The 19,630-nt window shown below is 60.7% G+C and carries 18 protein-coding genes; 15 read left to right on the top strand and 3 right to left on the bottom strand.

All coding sequences use genetic code 11. The features are described from left to right. Nucleotides 1-31 precede the first annotated feature (31 nt). The 14 genes from N434_RS14370 (at nucleotide 32) to N434_RS14305 (ending at nucleotide 15,455) form a co-directional block, all read left to right on the top strand. Nucleotides 32-625, top strand: a complete 594-nt coding sequence (locus tag N434_RS14370; RefSeq protein ID WP_161991810.1) for a TetR/AcrR family transcriptional regulator — start codon at nucleotides 32-34, stop codon at nucleotides 623-625. A 173-nt stretch (nucleotides 626-798) separates the two neighbouring features. Continuing rightward, entirely contained in the window at nucleotides 799-2,553 is a 1,755-nt protein-coding gene (locus N434_RS14365; protein WP_065117871.1) for an alkaline phosphatase, read from the top strand. Between the two features lie 109 nt (nucleotides 2,554-2,662). Beyond that, nucleotides 2,663-3,127 carry a hypothetical protein gene (locus tag N434_RS14360; protein ID WP_110758919.1) on the top strand — a complete coding sequence of 155 codons (465 nt, stop codon included), beginning with the start codon at nucleotides 2,663-2,665 and terminating at the stop codon, nucleotides 3,125-3,127. A 3-nt stretch (nucleotides 3,128-3,130) separates the two neighbouring features. Further along, on the top strand, nucleotides 3,131-3,820 hold the full coding sequence (locus N434_RS14355) for an ABC transporter ATP-binding protein (protein ID WP_110758798.1): 690 nt from the start codon (nucleotides 3,131-3,133) through the stop codon (nucleotides 3,818-3,820). After that, complete coding sequence (locus N434_RS14350) at nucleotides 3,817-5,262, top strand: ABC transporter permease (RefSeq protein WP_110758797.1); 1,446 nt, start codon at nucleotides 3,817-3,819, stop codon at nucleotides 5,260-5,262. Before N434_RS14355 ends, N434_RS14350 begins: the two co-directional genes overlap by 4 nt. Nucleotides 5,263-5,525: 263 nt before the next feature. Next, on the top strand, nucleotides 5,526-5,984 hold the full coding sequence (locus N434_RS14345; RefSeq protein ID WP_065117867.1) for a DUF1801 domain-containing protein: 459 nt from the start codon (nucleotides 5,526-5,528) through the stop codon (nucleotides 5,982-5,984). A gap of 354 nt (nucleotides 5,985-6,338) precedes the next feature. Continuing rightward, nucleotides 6,339-7,391 carry an NAD(P)-dependent alcohol dehydrogenase gene (locus tag N434_RS14340; RefSeq protein WP_065117866.1) on the top strand — a complete coding sequence of 351 codons (1,053 nt, stop codon included), beginning with the start codon at nucleotides 6,339-6,341 and terminating at the stop codon, nucleotides 7,389-7,391. A 374-nt stretch (nucleotides 7,392-7,765) separates the two neighbouring features. Continuing rightward, nucleotides 7,766-8,650 (top strand): AraC family transcriptional regulator, encoded by an 885-nt coding sequence (locus N434_RS14335; RefSeq protein ID WP_110758917.1) that lies wholly within the window; start codon nucleotides 7,766-7,768, stop codon nucleotides 8,648-8,650. Nucleotides 8,651-8,747: 97 nt separating this feature from the next. Beyond that, entirely contained in the window at nucleotides 8,748-9,659 is a 912-nt protein-coding gene (locus tag N434_RS14330; protein WP_110758795.1) for an ABC transporter substrate-binding protein, read from the top strand. Nucleotides 9,660-9,730: 71 nt separating this feature from the next. Further along, the gene (locus N434_RS14325) at nucleotides 9,731-11,233 is read left to right on the top strand and encodes a sugar ABC transporter ATP-binding protein (RefSeq protein WP_110758793.1); all 1,503 of its coding nucleotides are present in this window, start codon (nucleotides 9,731-9,733) and stop codon (nucleotides 11,231-11,233) included. Continuing rightward, entirely contained in the window at nucleotides 11,223-12,200 is a 978-nt protein-coding gene (locus N434_RS14320) for an ABC transporter permease (RefSeq protein ID WP_065117864.1), read from the top strand. The genes N434_RS14325 and N434_RS14320 overlap by 11 nt, the downstream gene beginning before the upstream one ends. Before the next feature lie 39 nt (nucleotides 12,201-12,239). Further along, complete coding sequence (locus N434_RS14315) at nucleotides 12,240-12,971, top strand: SDR family oxidoreductase (protein WP_110758791.1); 732 nt, start codon at nucleotides 12,240-12,242, stop codon at nucleotides 12,969-12,971. 90 nt (nucleotides 12,972-13,061) lie between these two features. After that, nucleotides 13,062-14,672: an FGGY-family carbohydrate kinase gene (locus N434_RS14310; RefSeq protein WP_110758789.1), complete on the top strand. Its 1,611-nt coding sequence runs from the start codon at nucleotides 13,062-13,064 to the stop codon at nucleotides 14,670-14,672. Nucleotides 14,673-14,729: 57 nt separating this feature from the next. After that, entirely contained in the window at nucleotides 14,730-15,455 is a 726-nt protein-coding gene (locus tag N434_RS14305; RefSeq protein ID WP_110758787.1) for an SDR family oxidoreductase, read from the top strand. Nucleotides 15,456-15,564: 109 nt separating this feature from the next. Here the strand turns inward: N434_RS14305 and N434_RS14300 are convergent, their stop codons facing one another. Continuing rightward, on the bottom strand, nucleotides 15,565-15,861 hold the full coding sequence (locus tag N434_RS14300; RefSeq protein ID WP_003522015.1) for a PRC-barrel domain-containing protein: 297 nt from the start codon (nucleotides 15,859-15,861) through the stop codon (nucleotides 15,565-15,567). Between the two features lie 265 nt (nucleotides 15,862-16,126). Here N434_RS14300 and N434_RS14295 point away from each other — a divergent pair, with 265 nt between their 5' ends. Continuing rightward, complete coding sequence (locus N434_RS14295; protein ID WP_110758786.1) at nucleotides 16,127-17,260, top strand: polysaccharide biosynthesis/export family protein; 1,134 nt, start codon at nucleotides 16,127-16,129, stop codon at nucleotides 17,258-17,260. 9 nt (nucleotides 17,261-17,269) lie between these two features. Here the strand turns inward: N434_RS14295 and N434_RS14290 are convergent, their stop codons facing one another. Beyond that, complete coding sequence (locus N434_RS14290; RefSeq protein WP_110758784.1) at nucleotides 17,270-18,175, bottom strand: protein kinase domain-containing protein; 906 nt, start codon at nucleotides 18,173-18,175, stop codon at nucleotides 17,270-17,272. Continuing rightward, nucleotides 18,162-19,574: a type VI secretion system-associated protein TagF gene (gene tagF, locus N434_RS14285; protein ID WP_110758783.1), complete on the bottom strand. Its 1,413-nt coding sequence runs from the start codon at nucleotides 19,572-19,574 to the stop codon at nucleotides 18,162-18,164. Before tagF ends, N434_RS14290 begins: the two co-directional genes overlap by 14 nt. Between the last annotated feature and the right edge of the window lie 56 nt (nucleotides 19,575-19,630).

Here is a 19,630-nt window from a genome sequence, read left to right as displayed (position 1 = left end):
ATACGCAACGTATGTGGACGACGGAGAAAAAATGCGCAAACCCCGCAGTGAAATGATCGCCGAGACACGGGCGAAGCTTCTGGCCGCCGGCCGCAAGGCATTTGGCAGCATCGGTTATGCCGAAGCGTCGATGGACGATTTTACGGCCGAGGCGGGGCTGACCCGTGGTGCGCTTTATCACCATTTTGGTGATAAAAAGGGCCTGCTGCTGGCGGTCGTGGCCGAAATCGACGCGGAGATGACGAAAAGACTCTGTGAGATTTCCTCAAGGGCCGCAACCCGGTGGGACGGTTTCGTTGATGAAAATGTCGGTTATGTCCGCATGGCCCTCGAGCCGGAAATCCAGCGGATCATGTTCCGCGACGGACCGGCGGTGCTCGGCGATCCCTCCCGCTGGCCGAATGCCAATGGCTGCATCTCGGCCGTTGCGCGAAGCCTTGAGGCGCTCAGGCAGGAAGGCACGATCGCCGATATCGATCCGGAAGCATGCGCCCGTTTCATTAACGCGGCGAGCAGCAGCGCCGCCCAGTGGATCGCGAATTCCGACGACCCCGAGATGACCTCGAAACGGGCCGTCGGGAGTTTCCGCACCTTGCTGGAAGGGTTGCGCATCAAGAAAGGCTGACCCGGTTTCGCTGAAGCCGGCATATTTCGGCCGGTGGGGATCGGCGTCTCGCATGCGCCGTGGCGGGTTCCCGTCGCTGCCCGCTTTCAGGATATGGTCGTCTGCAAGTCATGCAACTGTCATGTGGCGGGTCTAGGAGAGGCTGTGGTTTTCACATGTCTTGCGAGGGGAATATGCGCAAAATTGTTGCTGCTTTGGTCGCTACGACCGTTCTTGCCGGCGCCGCTCAGGCTGCCGAGGTCTATCCGCTTGATCGTGCTACGATCCTGACCGGCTCACCGTTTGATTTCAAGGCTGAATTCGACACTGTCGTAAAGCCGGAAGACGTCAAGATCACCGTCAACGGCCAGGATTACAAGGCTCTGCTCGGCAAGGATGCCGAGTTCGTTGCCGAAGAAAAGAACAAGGACAAGGTTCTTGGCTCGGCCGTCATCCTGCGTGGCGTTTCGCTTGCCGATGCCGGTGACTACAAGGTTGAAGTTTCGGCCGGTTCCGAAACCAGGAGCGTGACCTGGACCGTCTATGGCACGCCCGACCAGGCGAAGGCCAAGAATGTCATCTTCCTGATCGCCGACGGTCTGTCGGTTGCCCATCGCACGGCCGCCCGCATCATGTCCAAGGGCATGACACAGGGCAAGGCCAATGGCCGTCTCAACATGGACGATGTGCCGCCGGTCGCCTTTATCGGCACGTCCGCCACCGATGCCGTCGCCACCGACAGCGCCAACACCATGTCGGCCTATATGACCGGTCACAAGACCGCCGTGAACGCCATCGGCGTTTATGCCGACCGTACCCCGGCCTCGCTGGACGATCCCAAGGTGGAAACGCTTGCCGAAGCCCTGCGCCGTCAGACCAAGAAGTCGATCGGCATCATCTCCACCGCCGAAGTGCAGGATGCGACACCGGCTGCCGTCGTTGCCCACACCCGCAAGCGTGGCGACAAGGCTGAAATCAATGGCATGCTGTTCGACGTGAAGCCGGATGTGCTTCTCGGCGGCGGTTCCGCTTATTTCCTGCCGCAGTCCACCGCCGGTTCCAAGCGCAAGGACGACAAGGACTATATCGCCCTGTTCAAGGAAGCAGGCTATACGCTGGCGACCAGCAAGGCTGAACTCGCAACGGCTGCCGGTACCAATACCGGCAAGATCCTCGGCCTGTTCCACACCGGCAACATGGACACCACGCTGGACCGCGAGTTCCTGAAGAAGGGCACCACGGGCAAGTTCCCGGATCAGCCGGGTCTCGTTGAAATGACTAAGGTTGCGCTCGACAGCCTGTCGAAGAACCCGGACGGTTTCTTCCTGATGGTCGAAGCGGCCAACGTCGACAAGATGTCCCACCCGCTCGACTGGGACCGCGCCGTGGTCGACACGATCGAATTCGACAAGGCCATCGGCGTTGCCCGCGAATTTGCGGCCAAGAATCCCGATACGCTGATCATCGTCACCGGTGACCATACCCATGGTGTTTCCATCATCGGCACCGTTGATGACGATAAGCCCGGCACGGACATGCGCGAAAAGGTCGGCACCTATGCCGAAGCCGGCTTCCCGAACTATGAAGACAAGGACGGCGATGGCTATCCGGACAGGGTCGATGTCTCGCGTCGCCTGTTCCTGAACGCCAATAACGGCCCGGATCACTACGAAACCTTCCGTCCGAAGCTCGACGGCCCCTTCGCACCGGCCATCCAGAACGAAAAGAAGGAATATATCGCCAACGAACAGTACAAGGATGTTCCCGGTGCCGTTCTCGTCACCGGTATCATTCCGAAGAGCTCGGACAGTGGCGTCCATGCGGTCGATGATGTTGTGCTGCAGGCTGAAGGTCCGGGCGCCGAAGGTTTCCGCGGCTACATGGAACAGAGCGATGTCTATAAGGGTCTCGCAGAAGCCCTCGCGCTCGGCGCAAAGCAGACCAACTAATAACTGAACGGGGCAGGGGCGCACTGTTGCGGTGTGTCCCTGCCGGTTTCCGGCCTCGCATTGCCGGCCATGGCTGACGATGTGAGGCCTTTCAAAAAGGAGAATGGTCATGGGCAAGCCTGATCAGGCGTGGTTCAGCCGTCGCCAGACCCTGGGTCTCATTGCCGGTCTGCCGCTGCTGGCCGTCGGCACGCGCGCGCAGGCGAAAAGCGACCTCACCTTTGATGAACTTTATGGCAAGGTCAGCGTGCTCGGGCTGGAGTTTTCCGAGAAGGTCAAGCAGCTGAACGGCAAGGAGGTCGCCATGCGCGGCTTCATGGCGCCGCCGCTGAAGGCCGAAGCGCAGTTTTTCGTTCTGACCGAAATCCCGATGTCGATCTGCCCGTTCTGCTCCACCGATTCCGACTGGCCGGACAATATCGTCGTTGTCTATCTCGGTGAGAAACAGACCTTTACCCAGCCCAGCCAGACGATTGAAGTGCGCGGCACGCTGGAAACGGGTTCCTGGACAGATCCGGATACCGGCTTCGTCAGCCTGCTGCGCATCCGCCAGGCAGAATACGCGACGGTTTGAGACATGCTGCCTCTGAAGATAGAAAATCTTGCCGTGTCCTTTCCCGGTCTGGCGGCCCCGGTTCTCGTTCTCGACCGCCTGGAAATCGCTGCCGGAAGCCGTGTGGCGCTGACGGGCGGTTCCGGCTCGGGCAAGAGCACCCTCATCAATATTATCGCCGGCCTTGAGCACGTCGCGGTTGGCCGTGTCGTGTGGGGGAGCGAGAATATCGCCGATTTGTCCGAGAGCCGTCGCGATCGCTGGCGTGCCGCCAATATCGGCCTCGTCATGCAGGAGTTTCATCTTTTTCCTGGCCTTTCCGCGCTGGACAATATCCTGCTGCCGGCCCGCCTGTCGCGCGTGGCAAATGCAGACCTCATAAAACGTGCGCAATCCCTGTTTGCAACCGTCGGTCTCAAGCGTCCCGGTCAGCACGTCGAGACCATGTCACGCGGTGAAATGCAGCGGGTTGCCATCGCCCGCGCGCTGCTGCGCAGCCCCGGGGTGATCATTGCCGACGAACCGACCGCGAGCCTTGATCTCGAAAGCGGGGAAGCCGTCGGCGACCTGCTTCTATCTGTCGCCACCGACACCGGCAGCACCCTGATTGTCGCCAGCCATGACCAGCATCTTATCGGCCGTCTCGACCGGCGTCTGACCCTGAGTGGCGGCCGTATCGTTGCCGATACCGAGCGGAAGGAGATCGCGGCATGATCGGTTTCATCCTTGCCGACCTGCGTCGCCTGTGGCTGGGCGGGGCCGTCGTGGTTCTGCTGGTTGCGCTGGCCACTGCGCTCGGCGTGGCGGTCACGCTGCAGGAACGGTCGCTGCGTCTCGGCAGCGCCCGCGCTGCCGATAAATTCGATCTCGTTGTCGGTGCGGCCGGCAGTGAAACCCAGCTGGTCCTTTCTTCCATCTTCCTGCAGGCGGCACCCCTGCCGCTTGTGGATGGCGCCGTCCTCACCAGACTTGCCGCTGATCCGCGCGTTGCCTGGGCAGCGCCGGTCGGTTTCGGCGATTCCTTTTCCGGCTATCCCATCGTCGGCACGACGACGAGCCTTGTCGGCAACACGACACCCGGTTTTACCGAGGGCAGGATGTTCGCGCTGGAAGGCGAAGCCGTCCTCGGTGCCGCCGTCAATCTGTCCCTTGGCGCCGAGATCAAGCCGATGCATGGCACCGCCGAAACCGGCGGTCATACCCACACCGAAATAGCCTATACGGTTGTCGGCAGGCTGCAGCCGACCGGCACCCCCTGGGATCGTGCCATTCTCGTGCCGATACAGGCCGTATGGCACGTCCATGGTCTCGGCCAGGACCATGGTCATGATCACGGTGAGGCGGAAGGTGTAAACCATGCGGATGCGGATGGCGGCGGTCATCAAGCGGATGGTCACGATCACGCCCACGATCATGCCCATGAAGATGGGGAGCATCACGAGGATGGCGACACGCACTCCGAAGGGGAGGCGGGCCACGACCGTGCCGTTGTCCAGACCGGGGCGCAGCAGGGACAAAATGAGGTGCCTGCCTCCAATGCTTCTTCGGGCCATGCCGAGGCCGATCATCATGGCGGCATCGATCCCGATGCGCCGATCGTGGAGGCTTTTGGTGAAGGCTTACCCGGTCTGCCGGCCATTCTCGTCAAGCCGAAGACGATTGCCGATGCCTATCGCCTGCGACAGGAATATCGCAGCGGCAATACGCTTGGTGTTTTCCCGGGAGAAGTGCTGACCGGTCTTTATGCCACGCTTGGAGACGCCAAGACGGTGCTGAGCGCGGTCGCGGCCGGCTCGCAAGGGCTGGTGGCGGCGGCGCTGATGCTGGTCACGGTGATCCATATCGGGCAACGGCGTCGGCAGATCGGCGCATTGCGGGCATTCGGGGCGCCCCGTGGCTCGGTTTTCGCGATCGTCTGGCTGGAGCTTTTCTTTCTGGTGGCGCTTGGTGTCGGCATCGGTTTTCTGGTTGGGTTGGGTGCAGCCCATATCGGCGCGCAGCTTTTTACCGCAAGAAGCGGCGTGATCCTGCCCGTCGGCTTCACTGGCGAGGATTTGCGTCTTGCGCTCTTCCTGCTGGGCTTTGCCGCCGTTCTTGCCGCGATACCGGCCCTCCTTGCCTATCGCCAGTCTCCCGCAGCCGCCTTGCGCGCCTGAAGCCGCGATAGGGCACTGTCGTCGCATTGTGGCTGGAATTGGCCTGCCAGCCATGGCGGGTCGGTACCGTCGTGTCTGCGCTTCAGTCGCCATGCCGAAATAGAGGTTTTTTCCGCAGATACCCCCCGGATATGCATCGCCGGGGGCGAAGCAAGGGCTGTGCATAAAATATAGTTTTTTTACTGTGGTCGCTTTTTATGGCAGGCTTGTACCGCGGCTCGGGAAAATGCCAGGAAGCCGCATGATACTGGGAGGAGACCGGGATGGCCGAAAAGAAGTCGGATAAAGCTGCAAAAATCGTGGACACCGAGCCGTCCGCCGCCGCACCGAAGCTTCTTTCGGGCGGCAATCCACAGATTGCCAAGGGGTATGGCGATGCCCCCGTGCAGGCCTATATTGCCGCCATGCCGGGCTGGAAAAGCCCGGTCGGAGCGCGGATCGACACGCTGGTTGAAAGCCTGGTGCCCGGCGTGCGCAAGGCGGTGAAGTGGAACTCGCCCCTTTACGGCATGGAGGATGACATCTGGTTCCTCAGTCTCCACTGCTTTACCAGATATATCAAAGTCACCTTCCTTAACGGCGCATCCTTGCAACCTTTGCCGCCCGGCACGTCGAAACATCCGAAGGTTCGCTACCTCGATATCCACGAGGGTATTTTCGATGAAGCGCAGTTTGCCGACTGGGTGAAGCAGGCGAGCCGGCTGCCGGGCGAGAAGCTCTAGCAGGGCTTGGTACGCCGGTCTTGTGGGGACAATAAGGTTCCGGCAATGGCAGACGAATCATGCCCTGTGTCCCTCTGCTGAAAGGCCGTGACCTCGCGCCAGTGATGAGAAATTGCAGGCACCTCGATACAGTTTTTCCTTCGCAAAGAAAAACCGGCCGATCCGGCCGATTTCTGTTTACTTTTGCCGAAATTGCACGCCATCACGCTTGGAATGGCGGGAGACAAAGCGGAATCGGTCCCGCCGTTCCAAGTTTTTGCTTGAGCATCGGATTTTCTGAAAACCGCAATACACTTTTCGGTCCGATGCCCAGTGAATTCGCTGCCAGGCGTATCGCAAACCATGGAGGATGAGATGAAAGCACTGGTGCTGGAAGAAAAAGGCAAACTCTCGCTCAGGGATTTTGACATTCCCAACGAATTCGGGCCCGGTGAACTCGGACCGAAGGATGTGCGCATCCGCACCCATACGGTCGGCATCTGCGGCTCCGACGTCCATTATTATACCCATGGCAAGATCGGCCATTTTGTCGTCAACGCCCCCATGGTGCTGGGCCATGAGGCATCGGGAACCGTGATCGAAACCGGTGCCGAGGTGAGCCATCTGAAGGCTGGAGACCGCGTCTGCATGGAGCCGGGTATTCCTGATCCCACGTCGCGCGCTTCGAAGCTCGGTATCTATAACGTCGATCCGGCCGTTCGCTTCTGGGCGACGCCGCCGATCCATGGCTGCCTGACGCCGGAGGTCATCCACCCCGCCGCTTTCACCTACAAGCTGCCGGATAATGTGTCCTTCGCGGAAGGCGCCATGGTCGAGCCCTTCGCCATCGGCATGCAGGCGGCACTCAGAGCCCGCATCCAGCCCGGTGATATCGCCGTTGTCACGGGTGCTGGTCCGATCGGCATGATGGTGGCGCTGGCGGCTCTTGCCGGCGGTTGCGCGAAGGTCATCGTTGCCGATCTCGCCCAGCCGAAGCTCGATATTATCGCATCTTATGACGGTATCGAGACCGTCAACATTCGCGAGCGCAATCTTGCCGAGGCCGTGGCAGCCGCCACAGATGGCTGGGGCTGCGATGTCGTCTTCGAATGCTCGGGGGCTGCACCCGCCGTGCTCGGCATGGCGAAGCTGGCGCGGCCCGGCGGCGCGATCGTGCTTGTCGGCATGCCGGTCGATCCGGTTCCGGTCGATATTGTCGGCCTGCAGGCCAAGGAGCTTCGGGTGGAGACGGTTTTCCGTTACGCCAATGTCTATGATCGGGCCGTCGCCCTCATCGCATCCGGCAAAGTCGACCTTAAGCCACTGATTTCCGCGACAATTCCCTTCGAAGACAGCATCGCCGGTTTTGACCGTGCGGTGGAGGCGCGGGAAACGGATGTGAAGCTGCAGATCGTGATGCCGCAATAAGTGGCGGGTAAACCGGCCGCTGATGCATAAGCGACAGATATGCTGCGGAAAAGTATGAGTTCGGCCTGCCGGCACCAGGCAGGCCGAACTCCAAAAAATCATCAGATATTGCCTCTGGCTGAGCATTGTTTGAGCGCATCACGCCAAATTGAGCAAAAAAATCGACGCAACCGCCGAGTTTATGGTCAGCCATGTTGGGCGACTATTCAATTATCGACAAAAAAGAGTCAAAAAAGTATCGGTAATTTCTCCGGCGTGATGTGGAAGCACAGCTGCCGCACGCCATATGCTCCTCATCAACGCCTTGGACGAGCCATAAAGAGGAATGGCCTTGCTCCGCAAATGCGGCGGACGTGTCGATGGGAGGAACTATGATGCAGCCCGATCTGGAACTGGTGCACATCCGCAAGGGCGAATCCTTCGCTGCCTGGCGGCATGGCTATCCGTTCCGCACCGTGCGCTGGCATTATCATCCCGAATACGAAATCCATCTTGTCGTCGCCACGTCTGGCACGTTCTATATCGGTGATTTTGTTGGTCGTTTCGGCCCCGGTCAGCTCATCATGACCGGTCCCAATCTCCCCCAGAACTGGATCAGCGAGATCGAGCCGGACGAAATCGTGCCGACACGCTCTCTCGTGATCCAGTTTCCGGAGAGCTTTATCGAAGATGCCTGCACCTCCATGGCCGAGATGGATGTGGTGCGCGCGCTGCTGGATCGCAGCCGCCGCGGCATTCTGTTCGACGACGAGACGAGCGACCGGGTTCGCCCGCTGGTGCTTCGGCTGATCGAAGCGCAGGGGTTGACCCGTCTGGCACTGTTCTGGGAAATTCTCGATCTGCTGGTCAACGCGCCGTCTTCAGAAGTGCTGGCAAGCCTGAGCTACGAGCTTGATCTGACCGGCATTGGCGATAGCGGCATCAACCGCGCTTTGTCGCATCTGCGCCAGCATCTGACGGAGCAGGTCGAGGAGATCGATCTGGCCGACATGGTGGGCCAGAGCCCGAGTGCCTTTTCCCGTGCCTTCAAGCGTCATACGGGAACGACGCTGGTGCGCTATCGCAATCAGCTACGCATTGATCTTGCCTGCCAGATGCTCTTGGCGGATCAGGACGTGAAGGTGGCGGAGGTCTGCTACGATGTGGGCTTTTCCAACCTTTCGAATTTCAACCGGCATTTCCTGAAACTGAAGGGAATGTCGCCGTCGAGGTTCCGAACCGTATTCGCAGCCCAGAAGGCAGCGGTCATGGCGGATTAAACCAGCGACACATCGCCGATTTTTACCAATTCGGGCAGAGGGCTGTCCGGAAACGGGCACTTGTTGCCCCAACTTTCCAAACGGGAGGAATAGTGAGATGAAAATGAAATCCAAGTTTCTGATGGCAACAGCCGCAATCGCAATGATGGCCGCTCCGGCGCTGGCGCAGGAAAAGCTGAAGATCGGCATGACCTTCCAGGAGCTGAACAACCCCTATTTCGTATCGATGCAGGAAGCCCTGAAGGAAGCCGCCGCAAGCATTGGCGCCGATGTCGTCGTCACCGATGCCGGCCATGATGTGGCAAAGCAGATTTCCGACGTTGAAGACATGCTTCAGCAGAAGATCGACATCCTGCTTCTGAACCCGACGGATAGCGCCGGCATCGAAGCCGCCGTGCATGCTGCAAAGGCTGCCGGTGTGACTGTCGTTGCGGTGGACGCCAATGCCAATGGCCCGGTCGACACCTTCGTCGGCTCGAAAAACCGTGACGCGGGTTACCAGTCGTGCAAATATCTCGGCGATGCGCTTGGCGGCAAGGGTGAAGTCGCGATCCTCGACGGTATTCCGGTCGTTCCGATCCTGCAGCGTGTAGAAGGCTGCAAGGCGGCTCTTGCCGAATTCCCCGAGATCAAGCTCGTTGACACGCAGAACGGCCGTCAGGACCGCTCCGTCGCTCTCGGCGTCGTTGAAAACATGATCCAGTCGCGTCCGAACCTCGCCGGTATCTTCTCGGTTAATGACGGCGGCGCGATGGGTGCACTCGCTGCGATCCAGGGTTCCGGCAAGGACATCAAGCTGACCTCGGTGGACGGTGCTCCGGAAGCGGTGAAGGCGATTGCCGACGGTGGCCCCTTCATCGAAACCACCGCGCAGTTCCCGCGTGACCAGGTCCGCGTCGGCCTTGCCATGGCGCTTGCCCAGAAGTGGGGCGCACGCGTGGTGCCGAAGGAAGTCCCGATCGACGTTATGGTCGTCGACAGCAAAAACGCCGGCGAGTTCAGCTGGTAAGAACTCCTCCCAGGCCCCGTCCCCGTCTAGTATGGGGGCGGGGTTAAATCCCGACCATCGAGGAGGGTGAAATGCTGGAACTGAATGGAATAAGAAAAAGCTTTGGCAAGATCGAAGTCCTGCGTGGCGTCGACCTTGAGGCGCGCGCCGGCGAGGTGCATGCGCTTCTGGGCGAGAACGGCGCGGGCAAGTCGACTTTGATGAAGATCCTGTGCGGCATTTTGCAGCCATCGGACGGAACGATCCGCATTGACGGCAAGGATCGCCGCTTCGCCAATTACGACGAGGCGATTGCGGCCGGCGTCGGCATCGTGTTTCAGGAATTCAGCCTGATCCCCTATCTCAATGCCGTTGAAAACATGTTTCTTGCCCGCGAAATCCGCGGGCCGCTGCGCCTTTTGAACAAGGGCGCCATGCGCAAGCGCGCGGCCGAGATCATGAGCCGTCTGGCCGTGGATGTTCCGCTCGACGTGCCGGTGCATCGCCTTTCGGTTGCCCAGCAGCAATTTGTCGAAATCGCCAAGGCACTGTCGCTGGATGCCCGCATTCTCGTGCTCGACGAGCCGACCGCGACGCTAACCCCGTCCGAGACCGAACATCTGTTCAAGGTCATGCGTGAACTGCGACGTCAGGGCGTGGCGATCATCTTCATTTCCCATCACCTTGAAGAAATATTCGAGATCTGCGACCGCATCACCGTTCTGCGCGATGGTGAGCTTATCGGTTCCTGCCTGACTTCGGAGGTCGACAATGACCGTCTGGTCGAGATGATGGTCGGCCGGCGCATCGAATCCAGCTTCCCGCCAAAGCCGCCGCTCGATCCTTCCGCCGCAAAGGTGATCGAAGTGGAAGAGCTGCAATTGAAGAAGGGCGGCCCCGTCTCGCGCTTTGCGCTGCGGAAGGGCGAAATTCTCGGCTTTGCCGGACTTGTCGGCTCGGGCCGCACGGAAACGGTTCTCGCCATGCTGGGCGCGCATTCCGCCTCGCGCCGCAAGATCAAGGTCGATGGCGTGGACACGCGTTTTTCCGGTCCTGATGAAGCGCTGATGCGCGGCATCGGCTTGCTTCCGGAAAGCCGCAAGGAGGAGGGGCTGATCACCAGTTTCTCCATACTGCAGAATATTTCGCTGAATAATTACCGCAAATACCGCAAGGCCCACTGGTTCCTCGATCTCAAAAAGGAACTGGAGCACACGACAAAGGCCATGGCGCAGGTGCAGGTGAAGGCGCAGGGCCCCTATGCCCGCGTCGACACGCTATCGGGCGGCAACCAGCAGAAGATCGTCATCGCCCGCTGGCTGAACCATGACATGCGCGTGCTGATCTTCGACGAGCCGACACGCGGCATCGATGTCGGCGCGAAGGCGGAAATCTATTCGCTGATGCGCGAATTCGCTGCCAAGGGATACTCGATCATCATGATCTCCTCGGAGCTGCCGGAAGTGATCGGCATGTCCGACAGGGTCTGCGTCTTCCGTTCCGGCGGCATCGTCGCCACGGTCGAGGGCGAAGACATCAATTCAGAAACAATAATGACAAACGCCACCACCGGGAGAGTTGAACATGTCGCTTGATGCAAACACCGGCGTTGCCGCGAAAACGGGCGGTTTCAGTCTCAGCGCCATGCTGCGTTCACCGCTCGCCCTGCCTCTGGCGGGCCTGATTGTCGTATCGATCCTGATGGGGCTTGCGAGCGACAATTTCTTCAGCGTCAACAATATCATGAACGTGCTGCGGCAGGTTTCCGTCGTCGGCATTCTCGCCGTCGGCATGACCTTCGTCATCCTCACCGGCGGCATCGATCTGTCGGTCGGTGCGGTCATGGCGCTTGTCGGCACGCTGTCGGCCGGGCTTATGGTGAATACCGGCCTGTCTCCCGCGGTTGCTTTGCCGGCCGGCCTGTTCATCGGTCTCGGCATCGGCATCTTCAACGGCGCGCTCGTCGCCTGGGGCAAGATGCCGGCCATCATCGTCACGCTCGCCACCATGGGCATGGCACGTGGCCTCGGCCTCATCTATTCCGGCGGTTATCCGGTCAGCGGCATTCCAAGCTGGATTTCGTGGTTCGGCGTCGGCCGCGTCGGTGTCGTTCCCGTACCTGTCATCATCATGGTGGTGATTTATGCCATTGCCTGGGTGCTGTTGCAGCGCACGGCTTTTGGTCGCCATGTCTATGCACTCGGTGGCAACGAACTTGCCGCCCGCCTTTCGGGTGTAAAGACCCAACGTGTCAAACTTGCCGTCTACGGCATTTCGGGTGTCACCGCAGCACTTGCCGCCCTCATCCTCACCGGCCGCCTGATGAGTGGCCAGCCCAATGCCGGCGTCGGCTTCGAACTGGATGCCATCGCAGCGGTCGTTCTCGGCGGCACGGCGATTGCCGGCGGCAGGGGTCTCATCCTCGGCACGCTCATCGGCGCGGTGCTGCTCGGCATTCTCAATAACGGCCTCAACCTGATGGGCATCAACCCCTATCTGCAGGATGTCATCAAGGGCGGCATCATTCTGCTGGCCATCTATATCGGGCGCGAATGGCGCTGAGCCGGCCCGGAAATATCTTCATAAACGCAGGAGAATTAAATGTCTGAATCGCTGCAAGGCAAGATCGCGGTCATCACCGGCGCCGCATCCGGCATCGGGCTTGCCACAACAGAAGCGCTCTTGGAACAGGGCGCAACCGTGGTCATGGTCGACTGGAACGAGAAAGCCTTGAATGATCTGGCCGCCAAGCTTGGTGACCGCGCCATCCCGCAGGTGACGAACCTGCTCGATGCCGACAGCTGCAATGCCATGATCCCGGAAATCCTCGGGAAAGTCGATCATATCGACATCCTCTATTGCAATGCCGGTACCTATATCGGCGGTGAGCTGACCGAAACGACGCCTGAAGCCATCGACAAGATGCTGAACCTCAACGTCAACGCCGTGATGAAGAATGTGCAGGCCGTCGTGCCGCACATGTCGGAGCGCAAGACGGGCGATATCATCGTCACCTGCTCGATCGCCGGCCATTTCCCGACCTATTGGGAGCCGGTCTATTCGGGCTCGAAATGGGCGATCACCAGCTTCGTGCAGGGCATGCGCCGCCAGATGATCCCGCACGGCGTGCGCGTTGCGCAGGTCTCTCCCGGCCCGGTCGTCTCCGCACTTCTGGCGGACTGGCCGGAGGAAAACCTCCGCAAGGCCAAGGAATCGGGTAGCCTTATCGATGCGAGCGAAGTGGCCGATGCGGTCATCTACATGCTGACGCGTAAGCGCACCGTCACCATCCGCGACATGCTGGTTCTTCCGACCAACTTCGACCGCGTTTAAAAACTTCTGGAGCGGCTGGGGAAATCGGAACCGGTCCAGCCGCTCCATATCGTTCAAGCACCGGATGATCCGCTCCGAGGAGTATCGCAAATGGCTTCCTACCTTGTTGGCGTCGATGTCGGGACAGGCTCGGCGCGGGCCGGTGTCTTCGATGTCGCAGGCAAGCTTCTCGCTACCGCCAAGCGCCCGATCAGCATGCACCGCGAGGATGGCGGCATTGCCGAACAGTCGAGCGGTGAGGTGTGGCAGGCGGTTTGCGACAGCGTGCGCGAAAGCGTTTCCCGCGCCGGCATTAATCCGGCTGAAGTTGCCGGCATCGGTTTTGACGCGACCTGCTCGCTGGTTGTTCGCGGGCCTGATGATGAGACCCTGCCGGTCGGCGCTGCCGATCATCCCGAACGCGATATCATCGTCTGGATGGATCACCGCGCCGTTGAACAGGCGGAGCGCATCAATGCTGGAGAGCATGCTGTCCTGAAATATGTTGGCGGCCGCATCTCTCCCGAAATGCAGACGCCGAAGCTTTTGTGGCTTCGTGAAAACCGGCCGGATGTCTATGCCCGTGCCGAGCACTTCTTCGACCTGACGGATTTTCTGACATGGAAGGCTTCCGGCGCGCTTGATCGTTCCGCCTGCACGGTAACCTGTAAGTGGACCTATCTTGCTCATGAAAACCGCTGGGATGCGGAATATTTCAACCACATCGGGCTTGGCGATCTCGCCGAACAGGGCTTCCGTCGTATCGGTGAAAGCGTCGTCCATCCCGGCACGGCGCTGGGTAACGGCCTGACCGAAGAGGCGGCAAAAGCCATGGGGCTGGTTGCGGGCACGGCGGTTGCCGCAGGCCTGATCGATGCCCATGCCGGTGGCGTTGGCACCGTGGCTGCCGGCGGTGATGCATCGCGATGCCTCGGTTATGTCTTCGGCACCTCGTCCTGCACCATGACCACCACCACTGACCCCGCCTTCGTGCCGGGTGTCTGGGGTCCCTATTATTCCGCCATGGTTCCCGGCGCCTGGTTGAATGAGGGCGGCCAGTCCGCCGCCGGCGCGGCCATCGATTATCTGGTGCAATTACATCCTGCCTTTGCCGAGGCGAAGGTGCTTGCCGAGAAGGAAGGCAAAGCCTTGCCGGTTTGGCTTGCCGACCGCGCGCTCGGCCTTGCCGCATCCGCTTCCGCCGCAGCTGAAGTCGCCGAGGATTTTCATGTGGTGCCGGAGTTCCTCGGTAACCGTGCCCCCTTTGCCGATCCCCATGCCCGCGCGGTCATTGCCGGTTATGGCATGGAGACCGGCGTGGATTCCCTTGTCGCGCTTTATGTGGCGGGGCTTCTCGGCCTCGGTTACGGTCTTCGCCAGATCATCGAAACGCAGGCCCGCAACGGCGCGCCGGTGGAAACCATCAGTGTCAGCGGCGGGGCCGGCGCTCATCCGCTTGCCCGGCAGTTGCTAGCCGATGCGACTGGCCTCCCGGTCGAACTCACCGAATGCGAAGAGCCGGTGCTTCTCGGATCTGCGATGCTTGGCGCGGTTGCCGCCGGAACCTATCCGGACCTGATGGCGGCGATGCCCGCCATGTCGCGGATCGCCAGCTGTGCTTCACCTGATCCGGCTTTTCAGAAGGTTCATCAGTCGCGGTACGACGCGTTTCTGGCGCTCCAGAATGCGGCGCGCGCCATTCGATCCGCCAGCCATTCCTGAGCCGCGTCACAAGTTTAGATCATCCGGCTGTGTTGGCCGCAAAATAACGAGGATTCCATGCAGTTTTCCGGAAAGTCCGTCATCATCACCGGCGCAGGCAAAGGCATCGGCCGCGCCTGTGCGCAGCTGATGGCCGCACGCGGTGCGGAAGTGGTGGCGATCAGCCGCACGCAGTCCGATCTCGACAGCCTGAAAAGCGAAATCGGCGGCCGTTCGATCCGTGTCGATCTTGCCGATGTCGTCGCCACCCGTGCCGCCATGGCGGAAGCTGGCCCGTGCGACTTCCTGATCAACAGCGCCGGTATCAATGTGCTGGAAAGCGTGCTCGACATGAGCGATGCCGGCTATGAGGCCGTGCTGGGCATCAACCTGCGCGCCGCGCTCGTCACCTGCCAGGAATTTGCCCGCGCTCGTGTCGCCAAGGGTGGCGGTGGCGCCATCGTCAACATCACCTCCATCGCCGGCCATCGCGGTTTTCAGGATCACCTGTGTTACGCAGCGTCGAAGGCCGGGCTGGAAGGCGCAACCCGTGTTCTCGCCAAGGAGCTTGGCGCCCATGGTATCCGCGTTAACGCCGTCGCGCCGACGATCACGCTGACCGAACTGGCGGCAGAAGCCTGGAACGATCCCGTCAAGAGCCAGCCGATGATGGTTCGCCATCCGCTCAACCGTTTTGCCGAAGCTGAAGAGGTGGCACAGAGCATCGCGCTGCTGCTTTCGGATGACAGCAAGATGATTTCCGGCGCCGTTTTGCCCGTGGATGGCGGTTTCCTCGCCGTTTGACGTTTGGCAGACAGGTTCGGGACTGAGGCATTGAGAGAGAGAGGCGGATGCGCAGGTGCCGCCCGCAAGTCGAAAGAACGCCCGGCAAACCGCCGGGCGTTTTTTTGGATCAATGGCGATGTTCGGGCATGTCCTTCAGCTGGTCCTTCGTCCATGAAGTGACCGCGTGGACATCGCCGTCTTCGTCCCGCATGAAATCGAGGTCGCTGAGCGGCACTGCGACCGGCTTTGCGCCGATGCCGAGAAAACCGCCGACATCGATGATCGCGGTGCTGCCGGCTCCCACGCCATGGACGTGGTCGACCTTGCCAACCTTGTGATCGTCCGCACCATAAACAGTCGCCCCTTCAAGCACCGATGGCGTCAGTTCCGTTTCAACCAGACGTACGTGATTGGTGTGGTCCATTGTTCTTCCTCCTGTCTTGGTTTGCAGAAATCAAACTCCCGCACTGCAAAACCGTTCCATCCGAATGTCGTGGCTGGCGGAGGCAGGTCATTTCTCATCGGTGCATTGTTGGGGTCGCCAGCGGCATGCCTGTAAAAAGGTTGCGGAATGGTCACACCTTTTCTCTGGAAAACGGGCTTTCTCTGAATTGCAACCGTTAAAGTTGTTGCGGTGACGTATCGTGATGTTATCTCTGCGTCAGGTTGAATCATCAAGGGGATGAGGGATGAAGAAGTTGGGGGCGGTTCTGCTGGTGGCTCTGCTGAGCGCATGTGCAAAACCATCTGACGGGCCGACTGCGGGCAATATCCGGTCTGCGACTTTCCCTCGGACCAACGAGAAAATCCCTGTCATCGAACTGGCGAACGCGCCAGCGGCCACGGTTTCTGCGGGCCCGCAGAGCGCCTCCGGTCCCGGGCTGACCGCACTTCGCAACACCGGCTACAACGCCCAGAGATTGCGGCGCGGCGACGTGATCGACATTACCGTGCTGGACACGGGCGAGGACGGGCTTTTCTCCCCGACGCAAAGCAAGACCCTTAACCTCGGCCGCTTCACCGTGGATCAGAGCGGGTCGGTCAATATTCCTTTCGTCGGCAAGCAGAGGGTAGTGGATTCGACGCCGGAGGGGCTGCAATCCCAGGTCGTCGCCGGGCTCAAGGGCTCTGCCGTCAATCCGCAGGCGGTCGTTACCGTCGTCGACAAGCCGACGAGCGCCGTCATGCTCAGCGGTGCGGTCAAGACCCCCGGAAAGATCGTGCTCACCGCCCGTCAGGAGCGGGTGCTCGACGCGCTCAATCAGGCCGGTGGCCCGACGGTTGCCCCGGGTGCGGCCACGGTCACCGTCGTTCGCGGCTCGCAGAGAGCCAGCGCACCGCTTGACCGCGTCATGCGGGAAGATCGCCAGAATATCCGTCTTTCGCCCGATGATCAGGTCATGATCGATGGCGATGCCGCCAGCTACACGGCGCTTGGCGCCTTCAAGAGTGCGGGTGAGTTCCAGTTCGAATCCGGCAAGCTGACATTGGCGCAGGCCGTCGGCCGTGCCGGTGGTCTGCTGGATGACCGCGCCGATGCCCGCAATGTCTATGTCTTCCGCAACGAGATCACTCAGGTTCCGGCGGCGACTGCTTCCGGCGCCAAGGGCCCGGTTGCGACGGCGACGAGCATGCGGCCGGTGATCTATCACGTCAACATGCGGGATGCGTCCAGCATCGCGCTCATGCAGCTCTTCCAGATGCAGAAGGGCGATGTGCTTTATGCCAGCAACGCACCTCTGGTGGATTCGGCCAAGCTGCTGACCGTGTTCCAGAAGAGCGTGCCGACGGCCGCCGCCCCTCTGCCAGGTAGCGGCAACTGACAGGCCGCGCTACAAAAGCTGTAGCGCATCCATTGCCGATTGCGGCCGTGAAGCGGGGTCATCAAGGCAACAGGCGCGGGCGAAATGCGAAAGCTTCTCCGTTGCGTGCGCCTCCATTGTTGCGATGAGCCGCAAGGCAAGCCGCCCGACTGAGAAAATATCCTGATTTGGGTTTGCGGCCGCACCCTGCATCTGCTCCGGTGCCGCAAATCCGGCCGAGGCGGCAAATGCCATGCCCCGTTGCCTGTGCTTCTGGCCAATTTCCAGCGCAATGCCGAAATCGCCGAGCCTGACGGTCGCGACGCCATCCTCCTGCAGCAGAATATTGGCAGGCGTCACATCGCAATGAACATATCCCCGCATATGCATGGCGTTCAGGCCTTCCAGCACCCGGCGAAGCACAACAACCGCATCCTGTAGAGTGATTGGCCGGGCGATGGTCTGCGACGCCAGCGATAACGGGAGCCATGGCTGCAAAAGCCCCGGCCGCCCATCGGGCAATCGCAACAGTGCGGATGTTTCCACCAGGCACGGGTGGCGCAGGGCAAGCCCGATCTGTGCCTCCTCCCGCAGTCTTTGCAGCAGCGCCGCATCGTCCGCCGATGCCGGCGGCACGGTTTTCAGGGCGTGAAGGGAGCCGAGGTCACGGTGCCGCAGTTTCAAAAGCAGCGTCGTGTCGCTCTCATGGGCAATTCCCTCGACGGCAAAGCTGTCGGCGATCCAGACGGGTTTTACTGCTGAAAAATGTGAGACCTTTCGATCGAGCGCATTCCGCAGCCGATCGATCAGGTCGTTCTGTTCTTCGGCGGGCCTTTCGCGCGTGCCGTCATGGCGAATACTCCGCCACAGTTCGGAAAAGCGCGCGCTCACCTGCAAATATGCAGAATCCGGGCCTTGCAGCTCATCGTTGCTCACGCTCGTTTCCAATCACGATGGCGCTGATGTTTTCGCGTGCGTTTTCGATCAGCGCTTCCTGTATCAGGGCGCCGGCGCATTCCTTGAGAAGCGTGCCACTGATGACCTCGGCAATTGTTCGCTCTTTCAGGATCTGCACCAGCGGGGCGCTGCAGAGAAGCAGCCTGTCCTGCGGCCCCCAGTCTTCATGAATGATATCCGGACGGAACTGCTGGGAAAGTCCGACGCATTGGGACAGCTGCTTTTTCATGCCGACAACGACGTGATCGCGGGAAAGCTGATGCATCGTTCCGTTTTTCAGAAGGTAGGCGCGTGCGTCGCCGGACCAGACGATGCTCAGCCTGTCGACGCTGATATGGGCGATGACCACACTGGCGGCCGGCCTGTTTTCCGCGGCTGCGGCCTGCCGTGACAAAAGAAGGCTGTTGACGGTGCCGAGCTTTCCCCGAATGTTCTGCGTCATCATCTCCGGATTGTCGGCATCCGGGGTCTCGGACAGAATGTTGGTGACCAGTCGGGCAGCTTCAACGGCGCCGTGTGTATCTCCCTGTCCGTCGGCTATGGCGAAGAGGGCAGGGTCTCTTGAAACGAACAGCGAATCCGCATTCAGGGACAGCCGCGTTCCCGCGTGCGTCGCATAGCTGTAGATGACCGGCGACGGCGGCTCGGCGGAGCGCGCAGGCCGCGTTGGCGGAGGTGCCTGCGCAGGCGCGCTGTCTTGCGTCGGCGCATGGGCGCGGGCGGCACCCGCCCCGTCCTCATCGCTCTTGCCCGCCATTTCGCTGAACAGGCGCATGAAATCGGAAGCCTTCGGCTTGCCGTCGAATTTGAGCCCTCGCGGTCGGCGGCTGAGGGGATCGATATGCCACCAGAGGCTGGTCGGCGGTCGGCCGCGCGCCATTTCCGGTTCGTCGTCGTCCTCCCGGGGTTTTGGCAACCGCAGTTTCCTGACCGCGGCGTTGAAGCGCGCAATCTCGAAATCGCCGGTCATGGAGGTCTCGGCCAGGGCCTCGGCCGCCATGAACCAGGTGTCGTCCAGATAGAGTGTTCTTGGATGTTTCCGGAAGCTGTTGAGCTGGGCGATGATGGCGAGCGGATATTTCCGCCCCACCCGGTCCGTGCTGGGCAGCAGCACGCCCACATAGGCGCAGTTTCCCCAGATGCCCCTTTCAATGATGAAGCGTATGGGTGGGGACGATGAGAATATGGCTGGCCAGCGGCCGGAGAACATATCCGCGCAGGCATGCAGGCCGGATCGCATCCAGTCGTCAAAGATGCTGATCAATTCCCGTTCAAGGCCGTCGGAGATGAAATCGCCGTGGCTGGGTACCTTGCCGAAGAAACCGATGCGGTCGCTTTCCGCTGCGGTTTCCGCGGGTCTCGATGCCTGATTGACCATCAGACGGAAACGACCGCTGAGGTTGTCGTCATCGCTACCATTTTCAATCCCCTCCG

Source organism: Rhizobium sp. UGM030330-04, from assembly GCF_003208455.1.
Taxonomy (GTDB): Bacteria; Pseudomonadota; Alphaproteobacteria; order Rhizobiales; family Rhizobiaceae; genus Agrobacterium; species Agrobacterium rhizogenes_A.
The sequence above is the reverse complement of the archived record's forward strand: the minus strand, read 5'-3'. Positions and strand labels throughout refer to the sequence as shown.

Coding starts and splice junctions, on each gene's coding strand:
- N434_RS14370 (WP_161991810.1), top strand. CDS start 32: ATGCGCAAACCCCGCAGTGAAATGATCGCCGAGACACGGGCGAAGCTT.
- N434_RS14365 (WP_065117871.1), top strand. CDS start 799: ATGCGCAAAATTGTTGCTGCTTTGGTCGCTACGACCGTTCTTGCCGGC.
- N434_RS14360 (WP_110758919.1), top strand. CDS start 2,663: ATGGGCAAGCCTGATCAGGCGTGGTTCAGCCGTCGCCAGACCCTGGGT.
- N434_RS14355 (WP_110758798.1), top strand. CDS start 3,131: ATGCTGCCTCTGAAGATAGAAAATCTTGCCGTGTCCTTTCCCGGTCTG.
- N434_RS14350 (WP_110758797.1), top strand. CDS start 3,817: ATGATCGGTTTCATCCTTGCCGACCTGCGTCGCCTGTGGCTGGGCGGG.
- N434_RS14345 (WP_065117867.1), top strand. CDS start 5,526: ATGGCCGAAAAGAAGTCGGATAAAGCTGCAAAAATCGTGGACACCGAG.
- N434_RS14340 (WP_065117866.1), top strand. CDS start 6,339: ATGAAAGCACTGGTGCTGGAAGAAAAAGGCAAACTCTCGCTCAGGGAT.
- N434_RS14335 (WP_110758917.1), top strand. CDS start 7,766: ATGCAGCCCGATCTGGAACTGGTGCACATCCGCAAGGGCGAATCCTTC.
- N434_RS14330 (WP_110758795.1), top strand. CDS start 8,748: ATGAAAATGAAATCCAAGTTTCTGATGGCAACAGCCGCAATCGCAATG.
- N434_RS14325 (WP_110758793.1), top strand. CDS start 9,731: ATGCTGGAACTGAATGGAATAAGAAAAAGCTTTGGCAAGATCGAAGTC.
- N434_RS14320 (WP_065117864.1), top strand. CDS start 11,223: ATGTCGCTTGATGCAAACACCGGCGTTGCCGCGAAAACGGGCGGTTTC.
- N434_RS14315 (WP_110758791.1), top strand. CDS start 12,240: ATGTCTGAATCGCTGCAAGGCAAGATCGCGGTCATCACCGGCGCCGCA.
- N434_RS14310 (WP_110758789.1), top strand. CDS start 13,062: ATGGCTTCCTACCTTGTTGGCGTCGATGTCGGGACAGGCTCGGCGCGG.
- N434_RS14305 (WP_110758787.1), top strand. CDS start 14,730: ATGCAGTTTTCCGGAAAGTCCGTCATCATCACCGGCGCAGGCAAAGGC.
- N434_RS14300 (WP_003522015.1), bottom strand. CDS start 15,861: ATGGACCACACCAATCACGTACGTCTGGTTGAAACGGAACTGACGCCA.
- N434_RS14295 (WP_110758786.1), top strand. CDS start 16,127: ATGAAGAAGTTGGGGGCGGTTCTGCTGGTGGCTCTGCTGAGCGCATGT.
- tagF (WP_110758783.1), bottom strand. CDS start 19,574: ATGGTCAATCAGGCATCGAGACCCGCGGAAACCGCAGCGGAAAGCGAC.